Raw genomic sequence first — 11,278 nt, 5'->3', positions numbered from 1 at the left:
TTTGCGGGACAGCCCTTAGGGCCTCTCGTTCGGCCCATTGCCGCAGGTCCCCGGCCTCCCCGTGCTCGGCCGGCACCCCCGCATGCCTCGTACGCAGCACCACGGCAACGCCACGCAACACCACGCAACGTCGCGCCACATATTGAGACGGCTGTGTCCGATCCGTAGATGGCCGGTGCCCGCCCATGATGCGGGAGTGGCGTGAGGGGTGATTCGCCCCCACTCACGTCCCGCATTGCGGACGATCGTGTCTCAGGATGCGACACGGCGGTGACATGTCCGCCCGCACCTCCCTACGATCGGTCCCATGCAGTGCTCTATTGGCGGTCTCCCACAGCGGGGACGGGCGGATCTCACGAAGCGGCGGGCAGTGGACCTGTGCCGCGTCGCCGCCATGCTCTGTCGCACTGTCTGAGCGGGAGCCTTCGGCACCCCGCGTTCCCCCCGGCCCTTCGACCGAAGTCAGGGCCCATCCCGATCGCCGCTGTATGTGCGCCGCACGCCGCGCCGGCGTACATCCGCATCACGCACCGTCTCGCATCATCTCGCCGCAGACTGCCCCGGAGGAGAACAGAATGAGCCGCAGTGACGTCCTGGTAGACGCCGACTGGGTCGAGGCCCACATCGACGACCCGAAGGTCGCTCTCGTCGAGGTCGACGAGGACACCTCGGCGTACGAGAAGAACCACATCAAGAACGCGATCCGGATCGACTGGACCAAGGACCTCCAGGACCCGGTCCGCCGTGACTTCATCGACCAGGCCGGGTTCGAGAAGCTGCTGTCCGAGAAGGGCATCGGCAACGACACCACGGTCGTCCTGTACGGCGGCAACAACAACTGGTTCGCGTCCTACGCGTTCTGGTACTTCAAGCTCTACGGTCACCAGGACGTCCGCCTGCTCGACGGCGGCCGCAAGAAGTGGGAGCTCGACTCCCGCGACCTGGTCGACGGCGACCAGATCCCGTCCCGCCCGGCCACCGAGTACAAGGCCCAGCCGCAGGACGAGTCGATCCGCGCCTACCGCGACGACGTCGTGGAGGCGATCGGCAACCAGAACCTGGTCGACGTGCGTTCGCCCGACGAGTTCAGCGGCAAGCTGCTCGCCCCGGCGCACCTCCCGCAGGAGCAGTCCCAGCGCCCCGGCCACGTGCCGAGCGCCCGCAACATCCCGTGGTCGAAGAACGCCAACGACGACGGCACCTTCAAGTCGGACGACGAGCTCAAGGCCCTCTACGAGGCCGAGCAGGTCGACCTGGCGAAGGACACCATCGCGTACTGCCGCATCGGCGAGCGCTCCGCGCTCACCTGGTTCGTGCTGCACGAGCTGCTCGGCCAGGAGAACGTCAAGAACTACGACGGTTCGTGGACCGAGTACGGCTCCCTCGTGGGCGTGCCGATCGAGCTCGGCGCCAACAAGTAACCCCGCACGACCCGGACCGGCACGACCCCCGACCAGAAGGACAGAACACCATGTGTGGAGCAAAGGCCGGCGGCCCCGACGCTTCGACCATCAAGCCCGGTGAGACCACCATCCAGGGCAGCGTGACCCGCGACGGCGAGCCCGTCACCGGCTACGTCCGCCTGCTGGACTCGACCGGCGAGTTCACCGCCGAGGTCCCGACCTCGGCGACCGGACAGTTCCGCTTCTACGCGGCCGAGGGCACCTGGACGCTGCGCGCCCTCGTCCCCGGCGGCAGCGCCGACCGCACGGTCGTGGCACAGACCGGCGGCCTCTCCGAGGTCGCGATCGCGGTCTAGCGCCTCGCGCACCGCGACACGGATCGGCCGAAGGGCCGTACCCCAGGGGGTTGGACGCCTTCCTGAACGGGGTACGGCCCTTCGTGCCGTTCGCACGGGCGGAAACCGGGCCTGCGCCATGGGCCGGGGCGGGCCTACGCTGGAGGTATGTACGCCCGACGCCGGCGTGGCTATTTCCTGATGATGGGCGGTTGCATCGTCCTGTTCGTATCGGCCTGGGCCTTTGTCAGGCTGTGGTCGATGCCCGCCGCGATAGCGATGTGCCTCGTCGCGATGGTGATCCCGCCCATCGCGGCCATGGTCGCCAACCGGCGGGGGCCGGAGGACCGCTGGTGGGACGATCCGTCCGGCGACCCGAAGTCCGACGAGTGGTGGGACGAACTCGACGGCAAGAAGCGGCGGTAAGGGGTTCCCGGCGCTTTCGCGTCAGTAGACGAGGGCCTGGACGCCGTCGGCCATGATCTCGCTGACGAAGACCTGGGCACCGGCGATCCGTACGCCCTCCAGGACGTCCTGCTCGGTGATGTCACGACGGGCCGCGCACTGCGTGCACAGGGTGATCCGGCCGCCCGCCTGGATCGACTCGATCAGATCCGGCAGCGGCGCGGCGTGCGGCAGTTCGAATTCGGCGGCGCGCCCCGGCAGTGCGAACCACGAGGACTCCCCGGTCAGCCAGAGCGAGACCTCGACCCCGCTGGCGACGGCGACCGCGGCCACCGTGAACGCCTGCGAGCAGCGCTCGGCGGAGTCGGCACCTGCGGTCACCTTGATCACGAGCTTCTTCGGCATATGCCGAACTGTAATCGTCGAGCGGGCAACCTCCTCTTATCGGTGGCAGTCGGGTAGGTGCGCGGATAACGGAATCAGCGCTTCTGGTCTCGTGGGGGGACCCCAATTGGAAACGAAAGACACCATTTCTGACGGGCCGGCGCCCGAGGTCGAGCCCGATCCCGTGGCCGAGCCCGACGTCGCACCGGCCGTCACACCGCCTGCCGCGCCGCCCGTCACACCGGCCGCCACGCCGATGGCCGCCGCGCCCGTCGCGAAGCGCCCGCGCGGTCGTACGGCGCTGCTCATCGCCGCTGCCGCGGTGCTCGGCATCGCGGGCGGCACCGCCGTGGGCTACGACGTGCAGGCCAAGCGGGCCCCGACCCCGCTGCCCGCCCTGGCCCAGCCCGATCTGGCGTATCCGGCGAAAGCACTGCCGCCGGGCAAGGCCCCCGACCCGCTGCCCGCATCCCAGGACCACCAGGTCAGGACGGACGGCGACCTGCGCAAGCTGATCGTCGACCGGCCCGCGGGCTGGAGCGACGACGACAGCTCGGTGCCGGGCATCGGCGACGGCTGGCTGCGCCCGGACGTCTACGCCCGTTCCTTCAAGGAGGAGGGCTCCATGTACGAGTACTTCCTGGAGACCGACATACGCCGGATCGCGAGCGCGGCCTGGAAGCGTGGGCAGTACCGCACCGCCGAGATCAATCTCGTGCAGTTCGGCTCGTCGACCTTCCCGGGAGCCCAGGAATTCGCCGAGGGCCAGCTCGGGTACATGCCCGGAACCGAGATCGGCGCGGGCAACAGCGGCGATCCGATCAAGGGCAGCGGCAACGGCCGCTACTTCCTCTACGAGGTCGAGCGGAAGCCGGGCTATCTGCCGTCGTACCAGGCCAGGGCCACCGTGTACCGGGGCGACATCGTGGCCGACATCCACCTCTACGACACCGTACCGATCAGCAAGAAGGACATCCGGACGTTGGCCGAGAGACAGCTGGAGCGCCTGTGAACGACGTGACCACGCAGACGACCGCTCCCGACGTGAACGCCGACGTGAACGCCGACGCCGCCGGGACCGCTGCCTCCGGCCGTCCGCGCCGGGCGGTCCTCACGGCGCTTCCCGTCGTGCTGGTGGTCGCCGCGGTCGCGGGCGCGGCCGTGTACACCAAGAACTCGGTGGACGGCGCCGACCGCAGCGTCAGGACCCGCCTCGTGGCGGAGCCCGAGCACGAGCCGGGCAAGGACCCGGCCGGTGACGTGACCCGGGGCCGGGCCTCCACCGCGCTCAGCAAGCTGCTGCTGCCCGTCCCGGCCGGCTACCGGCTCGGCCCCGACAACGGGGAGCTGGGCAACGACGGCGAGCAGAGCGGCAAGAAGGCGACCGCCGCCATGAAGCAGAACGCCCGCGGTCTCGCGGGCAGGGAGCGCCGGGCCTACGAGAAGCGGATCGACAAGCTCCGTATCGAGGGCATCGCCGCCCGTTCCTACACCGTGGACGCCAACAACCTGACGATCAGCACCGAGATCATGCGGATGAAGGACAAGAGGGCCGTCCGGAACCTCTACACCTTCAGGACGGGCCTCTTCGAGTCCATCGGCATCTTCCGCACGGAGCCGAAGATCAAGGGGCACACGCGGAACGCCAGGTGCTACGTCCTGCGCAAGGACAGCAAGGACAGCAAGGACGCCATCGAGTCGATGAACTGCCTGGCGTACGACGGCGAGCTGAGCATCGGCCTCTCGGCGTCCGGCACCAGGCCGTTCGACCGGAAGGCCGTCGCCGAACTCCTGAAGGACCAGCTGAACCACATCGCGTCCCCGGGGGAGTACGTATGACCGAGCAGACGACGGAAACACCGGCCCAGGCCGTGCCCGCCGCACCCGCTGTGCCCGCCGCACCCGCCGCACCCGCCGTGCCCGCCGCACCCGCCGTGCCCGCCGAGGCCACCCCCGTACCGCCCCAGGCGCCGAAGCCGCCGCGGCGGGTGCTGCGGGCCGTCGCCCGGTGGACCGCCGCCGCCCTGGTCCTCGGCGGGCTCGGTGCCGGTACGGCCTTCGGGATCACCTCGATGGAACGCACCGACGTGCCCGGTCTGGCCACCGAGAGCGACGGCCGCTGGGACTACCCCCGGCTCGGCCTGCCCGCGCTCCCGGCCGGCTCGCCCCGCCCGTACAGCGACGGCAACGTCGCCGAGATCCACCACGCCGACCTGCGGCGCCTGCTGCTGCCCGCCCCGGCCGGAGCGGTCGTGGACAAGAAGCTCGACGGCGGCTGGGTGAGCACCGGGCGGTACCTCTCCGAGTACGCGAAGGGCGGGCGCTCCGACCTCGCGCAGACGCTGAAGGACTCGGCCCCGCGGCACGTCGCCGCCCGCGGCTGGACCATGCCGGACGGCACATCGACCCGGATCTATCTCGTCCGGTTCAACTCGACGGCCTTCGCCCAGTCCTTCCTGGACGGGATCATCGTCAGCGGATCACCGGTGCCGCTCGCCGGGGCGCCCGAGACCGTTCTCGACGAGGACTGGAACGGCGGCGGCAAGGTGCCGGGCACCTCGTCCTACGTGTACGACGAGGCGAAGCCGTACGGCGAGGCGCAGGTGCGCCACGGCTACCTGGTCGCCGGCGACACGCTCGCCCTCGTCGTCCAGTCCCGCAAGGGCAAGGAAGGCACCCGGAGCGTTCCGTTCCACCAGACGGTGATCCTGCAGAATCAGCTGCTGGGCTGACCCGTCCCCCGGCGGCCCCCGGCAAACCCCGAACCGGCGGGGCCGGCCCCAACCCATTAGGCTGGGGCCGGCCCCGTACTGCTGCCATAACGCTCGTTGCAAGGAGTTCCCGTGCTTGAGGCATTCTTCTCCGCCCTGCTGGTCCTGGTCTGCGTCGGCGTTCTCGCCTTCGCCGGGCTGACCGTGAAGAAGCTGTACCAGGGTCAGCGCTGACACCTCCCCTGTCCCACCTCACAGATCGTCTGAGCCGCTCATGATCGAGATTCCGTCCGACCTCCACCCGGACCTCGTCCCGCTGGCCTTCCTCCTCGGCAACTGGGCGGGCGCCGGCGTCTCCGACTTCCCCGGCGCCGAGCAGTGCAACTTCGGCCAGGAGGTCTCCTTCACCCAGGACGGCCGTGACTTCCTGGAGTACGTCTCGCACACCTGGGTGCTCGACTCCGAGGGCAAGAAGGTCCGGCCGCTGGAGTCCGAGTCCGGCTACTGGCGCATCGACAAGGACCGCAAGGTCGAGGTCGTCATGGCCCGCGACCAGGGCGTCATCGAGATCTGGTACGGCGAGCTGGCCGATCAGAAGCCGCAGATCGACCTGGTCACCGACGCGGTGGCGCGGACCGCGGCCTCCGGCCCGTACACCGGTGGCAAGCGTCTGTACGGCTACGTGAAGAGCGACCTGATGTGGGTCGGCGAGAAGGCCACCCCCGAGGTGGAGCTGCGCCCGTACATGTCGGCGCACCTGAAGAAGGTCGTCACCCCGGAAGAGGTCGAGGAGATGGCGAAGAGCCTCGGCGACCTCCCGGACGACGGCATCGCCTTCTTCAAGTAGATCGCCTTCTTCAAGCAGTCCGCGGGCAGGTGCTCACCCGGTCCTACACTGGGCGTGTGGTGAGCACCGACTGGAAGTCCGACCTCCGACAGCGCGGCTATCGGCTGACGCCGCAGCGCCAGCTCGTCCTGGAAGCCGTCGACGCGCTGGAACACGCGACACCCGACGACATCCTCTGCGAGGTGCGCAGGACCGCGTCCGGCGTGAACATCTCCACCGTCTACCGGACGCTCGAACTCCTGGAGGAGCTCGGGCTCGTCAGCCACGCCCATCTGGGGCACGGGGCACCCACGTACCACCTGGCCGACCGTCACCACCACATCCATCTGGTCTGCCGGGACTGCACCGACGTCATCGAGGCCGATGTCTCCGTCGTCGCGGAGTTCACCGCGAAGCTCCGGGACGGCTTCGGGTTCGAGACGGACATGAAGCACTTCGCGATCTTCGGCCGCTGTGCCGGGTGCACGGCGAAGGCCGCGGCCGAGAGCACCGAGGACGCGGCCAATGCGGCAGAGGGCGCGGCGAGCACCGAGGGTGCGAAGGACGCCGGCCGGCCCTAGCGCCCGGCCTCTCCGGTCGTACCATTCACACCGCGTCGTACGCTGGTCGCATGAAGAGCCCCTTGCTGTCCCTGCCCGGCGCCGTCCCCGCCGAAGGCCGCGACGAAGGCGTCGCCGCGCACTACGGCGACCTGTTCCGCGAGCAGCGCGCCCTCGCCGACGGCTCCGGCCTCGTCGACCTCTCGCACCGCGCCGTCGTTACGGTCACCGGCAGCGACCGGCTGGCCTGGCTGCACCTGCTGCTCACCCAGCACGTCAGCGAACTCGCCCCGGGCCAGGCCACCGAGGCCCTGATCCTCACCGCCAACGGCCACATCGAGCACGCGCTCTATCTCGTCGACGACGGCGAGACCGTGTGGATGCACGCCGAACCCGGCACCCAGGGCGACCTGATCGCCTATCTGGAGTCCATGAAGTTCTTCTACCGGGTCGAAGTCGCCGACCGCACCGAGGACTTCGCCGTCGTGTACCTGCCGGCCGGCTCCATCGCGGAGGTCCCGGACGGTGCGACGGTACGGGAGACGGCGTACGGCCGGGACCTGTTCCTGCCCCGCGCCGATCTGGAGGCGTACGCGGCGGCGAACGGCCCGGTGGCCGGCATCCTGGCGTACGAGGCGCTGCGCGTGGAGGCGCACCGCCCGCGCCTCGGCTTCGAGACCGACCACCGCACCATCCCGCACGAGCTGGGCTGGATCGGCACCGCCGTGCACCTCCAGAAGGGCTGCTACCGGGGCCAGGAGACCGTGGCCCGGGTGCAGAACCTGGGCAAGCCGCCGCGTCGGCTGGTCTTCCTGCACCTCGACGGCAGCGAGGTCCTGCTGCCCGGACACGGCACCCCGGTGCGGCTCGCCGCGGACGGTGCCGAGGGGCGCCAGCTGGGCTTCATCACCACGTCCGCCCGCCACCACGAACTGGGGCCGATCGCGCTGGCCCTGGTCAAGCGGAATGTCGCGGTGGACGCCGAGCTGCTCGCCGGGGACACGGCCGCGGCCCAGGAGACGGTCGTCGAGCCGTAGGGCCGGTGCGGTCCGGACCGGGCCGGTTCAGACCTCGACGACGACGGTGAACGGGCCGTGGTTCGTGAGCGAGACCCGCATGTCCGCTCCGAACCGGCCCGTCTCCACCTGCGCGCCCAGCGCCCGCAGCTGCTTCACCACCTCGTCGACCAGCGGTTCGGCGATGTCGCCGGGCGCCGCCGCGTTCCAGGTGGGCCTGCGGCCCTTCCGGGCGTCCCCGTAGAGAGTGAACTGTGAAATCACCAGAAGTGGTGCATTCACATCGGAGCAGGACTTCTCGCCCTCCAGGACGCGGAGCGACCAGAGCTTGCGGGCGAGCTGCGCCGCCTTCTCCGGGGTGTCCCCGTGGGTGACTCCCACCAGCACACACAGTCCTTCGCCGACGATCTCGCCGACCACCTCGGGGCCGCCCGCCCCGTCCGCGCCGTCGGCCACCGTGACGCTCGCGCCGTCCACCCGCTGTATCACTGCACGCATACAGACCAACCTATCTTGGGCTGAACGGGTACAGAGCATCCACATGGGCCGCACCCAAGTGGCACCATGCTCGGGAGGCGGTGTGCCGACGCACCGGTCGAGGGGATGGACACAAGCATGAGTACCTATGGAACCGGGCAGTCCCCCGGCGCCGTACCGGTCACGCGAACCGGCGCCAGTACCAGCACCAGCACCATGCGGCCACCCGTGCAGCGAACCGGTCACGGTCTGGAGGACAGCCTGTCCGCCGGCCCGCAGCCCGAGCTGGACACCCTGCGGCTGCCGGAGCTGCGCACGCTGCGCCGCGAGTCGCAGCGCGACGAGGCCGACCTCAGCTATGTGCGGCGGCTCGTCCAGGGCCGGATCGACATCCTGCGGGCCGAACTGGCCCGCCGGCTGGACCCGGAGACACCGGTGGTGGACCGGCTCTCGGAGATCCTCGCCGATACCCCGTCCCAGCACCGCTCCTCCGCCCGGCACGTCACGCTGACCACGCCCCGCAGCGACGAGTACCGCCGGCTGGCCGCCGAGACGCTCGCCGAGGTCGAACTCTCCGACCTCGACGCCCGTACGGACGAAGAGCTGCACACCGCGATGGGGCGCCTGGTCCGCTACGAACAGCAGGTCTCCCGCCGCCGTCACCAGCTGCAACGCACCACCGACGATTGCAGTGCGGAGATCGCCCGCAGGTACCGTGACGGTGAAGCACAAGTAGACGACCTGCTCGCCTGAAGCGATCCTTCCGGGGGCGGGTTCCGCCCGTCCCCGGAAGGCCACCATGACCTCCAGCGCCGCCCCCGCCGCACCCTCCGTCATACCCCCCGCTCTCCCCGTCCTGGCCGAGGTCGTACGGTCCGGCTTCGTGGAGGGCCACCACCGGGGCTCGCTGGTCGTGCTGACCGCCGACGGCAGCGTGGAACGGTCCCTGGGCGATCCGGCGGCACCGGTCTTCCCACGCTCCTCCAACAAGCCGATGCAGGCCGCGGCCGTGCTGCGGGCCGGGCTCGATCTGTCCGGGGAGCGGCTGGCCCTGGCCGCCGCGAGCCACTCCGGCGAGGGCTTCCACCTCGAACTCGTCCGCACGATGCTCGCCGAGCACGGACTGACGCCCGCCGATCTGCAGACCCCGCCCGATCTGCCGCTGGACCCGGTCGAGGCGGAGACCTATCTCGCCGCGGGCCACGTCCGGGAGCGGATCACCATGAACTGTTCCGGCAAGCACGCCGCGATGCTCGCGGTGTGCGCGGCCAACGGCTGGGACCGGGCGTCCTACCTCGACCCGGCGCACCCGCTCCAGCAGCTGGTCCACCAGGTCGTCGAGGAGGCGGCCGGCGAGCCGGTCACGGCGGTCGGCACGGACGGGTGCGGGGCGCCGCTGATGGCGATCAGCCTGGTGGGCCTGGCGCGGGCCTTCCGCACCTTCGTACTGGCGGAGCCGGGGACGGCGGAGCGCCGGGTCGGTGACGCGATGCGGGCCCACCCCGAGTACGTGGCCGGGACGCGCCGACCCGACACCTGGCTGATGCGGGAGGTGCCGGGCGCGCTCTCCAAGATGGGTGCCGAGGCGGTGCAGGCGGTGGCGCTGGCGGACGGCCGGGCGCTGGCCTTCAAGGTCGACGACGGTGCGACGCGGGCGCTCGGTCCGGTGCTGGCCCGCGCGCTGCGGCTGCTCGGCATCGACGCCCCGGTGGTCGCCAGGATCGGGCACGCGCCGCTGCTGGGCGGCGGCGGCGAGGTCGGCGAGATCCGGGCGGCCTTCTGACCCGTCCGTCCCACGGCGGCGGAGGACGGCAGCAGGCCGCGGAAGGTCTCGGAAGGCGGCGGAAAACTGGGCGACATCCCGTGATCCGTGTGCATAGCGTGGCTCGTATGGCTCTCGACATCCGCACGGTCACCACCGCCGAATTCCCCGACTGGCTGCGCGCCAAGCACACCGGCTTCCTGCGCCCGCAGACGAGCACGGAGGAAGAAGCGGAACGTCGCCTTCCGCACACGGACCTCTCCCGGACGCAGGGCGCGTTCGACGGCGGGCGGTGCGTGGCCACGTTCCGCTCCTTCGCCCAGGAGCTCACGGTCGTCGGCGGCGCCGCGGTGCCGGCCGACGCGGTCTCCAACGTCACGGTGTCGCCCACGCACCGCCGCCGCGGGCTGCTCAACCGGATGATGGCCACGGACCTGGCGGCGGCGAAGGAACGCGGCGAGGTGGTCGCCACGCTGATCGCCGCCGAGTACCCGATCTACGGCCGGTACGGCTTCGGCCCGGCGACCTGGACCACCGAGTGGGAGATCGACGTACCGCGGGCGGGCCTCGATCCGCGCTGGTCGGGCCCCTCGGGACAGGACGGTGGCCGGATCGACCTGGTGAGCGGCGCCGACGTACGCAAGCTGGGCCCGGCCCTCCACGAACGGCTGCGCGCCCGGCAGCACGGTGTGATCGACCGCGACGCGCGCTGGTGGGCCGTGAACACCGGAGAGGCCCAGCCGGGCCCCGGGGCGCCGGGTTCCGGGGCCTGGGCGGAGCCCTTCTACGCGGTCTACAGCAACGCCGCCGGCGAGGTGGACGGCCTGACCGTCTACCGCGCCGACGGCAGCTGGGGCGACTCCAAGCAGCCGATGAACCGGGCCACCGTGGTCAGCCAGATCGCCGTCACCCCGGCCGCCGAGCGCGCGCTCTGGCACTTCGTCTGCTCGATCGACTGGATCACCACGGTCCGCTCCGGCCACCGCGCCCCCGACGACCTGCTGCCGCTGTTCCTTCCGGACCCGCGCGCGGCCCGCGTCGTCACCCAGGCGGACTGGCTGTGGGTGCGGCTGCTGGACGTCGTACGCGCCCTGGAGGCCCGCACCTACGCGGTCCCCGGCACGCTCACCCTCGATGTCCACGACACCACGGGCCTGACCGCCGGCCGTTACCGCCTGGAGGCCACCCCGGCCGGCGCGAGCTGCACCCCCACCACGGCCGGTGCCGATCTCGCCCTGGACGTAAGGGAGTTGGGCACCCTCTACCTGGGCGACGAATCACCGTTCCGGCTGGCCGCCCTGGGCCGGATCGAGGAGCTCACGCCGGGTGCGGTCGCGACGGCGGAGGGGATGTTCCGGGCGGGGCGGCGGGCCTGGTGCCCGGATGTGTTCTGAGCCGG

Annotated in this window: 14 protein-coding genes; 12 read left to right on the top strand and 2 right to left on the bottom strand. The window is 70.9% G+C overall.

The annotated features are described in order from the left end of the window. Positions 1-575 precede the first annotated feature (575 nt). The 3 genes from EES42_RS07930 to EES42_RS07920 all read left to right on the top strand — a co-directional run bounded on the left by EES42_RS07930 (position 576) and on the right by EES42_RS07920 (position 2,164). On the top strand, positions 576-1,421 hold the full coding sequence (locus EES42_RS07930; protein ID WP_124717296.1) for a sulfurtransferase: 846 nt from the start codon (positions 576-578) through the stop codon (positions 1,419-1,421). A 50-nt stretch (positions 1,422-1,471) separates the two neighbouring features. Beyond that, positions 1,472-1,759 (top strand): DUF1416 domain-containing protein, encoded by a 288-nt coding sequence (locus EES42_RS07925; RefSeq protein ID WP_018490348.1) that lies wholly within the window; start codon positions 1,472-1,474, stop codon positions 1,757-1,759. A gap of 147 nt (positions 1,760-1,906) precedes the next feature. Beyond that, positions 1,907-2,164, top strand: a complete 258-nt coding sequence (locus tag EES42_RS07920) for a DUF3099 domain-containing protein (protein ID WP_124717295.1) — start codon at positions 1,907-1,909, stop codon at positions 2,162-2,164. A gap of 21 nt (positions 2,165-2,185) precedes the next feature. On the opposite strand, the gene EES42_RS07915 is transcribed toward EES42_RS07920, so the two are convergent. Next, complete coding sequence (locus EES42_RS07915) at positions 2,186-2,548, bottom strand: DsrE family protein (RefSeq protein ID WP_124717294.1); 363 nt, start codon at positions 2,546-2,548, stop codon at positions 2,186-2,188. Between the two features lie 163 nt (positions 2,549-2,711). Between EES42_RS07915 and EES42_RS07910 the strand changes: the two genes are divergently transcribed. The 6 genes from EES42_RS07910 (at position 2,712) to EES42_RS07880 (ending at position 7,661) form a co-directional block, all read left to right on the top strand. Next, positions 2,712-3,539 carry a hypothetical protein gene (locus tag EES42_RS07910; RefSeq protein WP_346775380.1) on the top strand — a complete coding sequence of 276 codons (828 nt, stop codon included), beginning with the start codon at positions 2,712-2,714 and terminating at the stop codon, positions 3,537-3,539. After that, a complete protein-coding gene (locus EES42_RS07905; protein WP_326741821.1) occupies positions 3,536-4,366 on the top strand; it encodes a hypothetical protein in 831 nt (276 codons plus the stop codon). The genes EES42_RS07910 and EES42_RS07905 overlap by 4 nt, the downstream gene beginning before the upstream one ends. Beyond that, the gene (locus EES42_RS07900) at positions 4,363-5,259 is read left to right on the top strand and encodes a hypothetical protein (RefSeq protein WP_124717292.1); all 897 of its coding nucleotides are present in this window, start codon (positions 4,363-4,365) and stop codon (positions 5,257-5,259) included. Before EES42_RS07905 ends, EES42_RS07900 begins: the two co-directional genes overlap by 4 nt. A 253-nt stretch (positions 5,260-5,512) precedes the next feature. Then, complete coding sequence (locus EES42_RS07890) at positions 5,513-6,085, top strand: heme-binding beta-barrel domain-containing protein (RefSeq protein WP_124717291.1); 573 nt, start codon at positions 5,513-5,515, stop codon at positions 6,083-6,085. 56 nt (positions 6,086-6,141) lie between these two features. Continuing rightward, positions 6,142-6,645, top strand: coding sequence for a Fur family transcriptional regulator (locus EES42_RS07885; RefSeq protein WP_124717290.1), 504 nt, complete (start codon positions 6,142-6,144; stop codon positions 6,643-6,645). A 50-nt stretch (positions 6,646-6,695) separates the two neighbouring features. Next, the gene (locus EES42_RS07880; RefSeq protein WP_124717289.1) at positions 6,696-7,661 is read left to right on the top strand and encodes a CAF17-like 4Fe-4S cluster assembly/insertion protein YgfZ; all 966 of its coding nucleotides are present in this window, start codon (positions 6,696-6,698) and stop codon (positions 7,659-7,661) included. A gap of 27 nt (positions 7,662-7,688) precedes the next feature. On the opposite strand, the gene dtd is transcribed toward EES42_RS07880, so the two are convergent. Further along, a complete protein-coding gene (gene dtd / locus EES42_RS07875) occupies positions 7,689-8,138 on the bottom strand; it encodes a D-aminoacyl-tRNA deacylase (protein WP_124717288.1) in 450 nt (149 codons plus the stop codon). 117 nt (positions 8,139-8,255) lie between these two features. Between dtd and EES42_RS07870 the strand changes: the two genes are divergently transcribed. The 3 genes from EES42_RS07870 to EES42_RS07860 all read left to right on the top strand — a co-directional run bounded on the left by EES42_RS07870 (position 8,256) and on the right by EES42_RS07860 (position 11,273). After that, a complete protein-coding gene (locus tag EES42_RS07870) occupies positions 8,256-8,870 on the top strand; it encodes an RsiG family protein (RefSeq protein ID WP_206433391.1) in 615 nt (204 codons plus the stop codon). A 46-nt stretch (positions 8,871-8,916) separates the two neighbouring features. Then, positions 8,917-9,900, top strand: a complete 984-nt coding sequence (locus EES42_RS07865) for an asparaginase (protein WP_124717287.1) — start codon at positions 8,917-8,919, stop codon at positions 9,898-9,900. A 107-nt stretch (positions 9,901-10,007) separates the two neighbouring features. After that, positions 10,008-11,273 (top strand): GNAT family N-acetyltransferase, encoded by a 1,266-nt coding sequence (locus EES42_RS07860; RefSeq protein ID WP_124717286.1) that lies wholly within the window; start codon positions 10,008-10,010, stop codon positions 11,271-11,273. The last annotated feature ends 5 nt before the right edge of the window (positions 11,274-11,278 follow it).

It is taken from the genome of Streptomyces sp. ADI95-17 (assembly GCF_003846175.1).
Lineage (GTDB): Bacteria > Actinomycetota > Actinomycetes > Streptomycetales > Streptomycetaceae > Streptomyces > Streptomyces sanglieri.
Note: the sequence above shows the minus strand (reverse complement) of the source record. Positions and strands in the feature narration are given on the sequence as shown.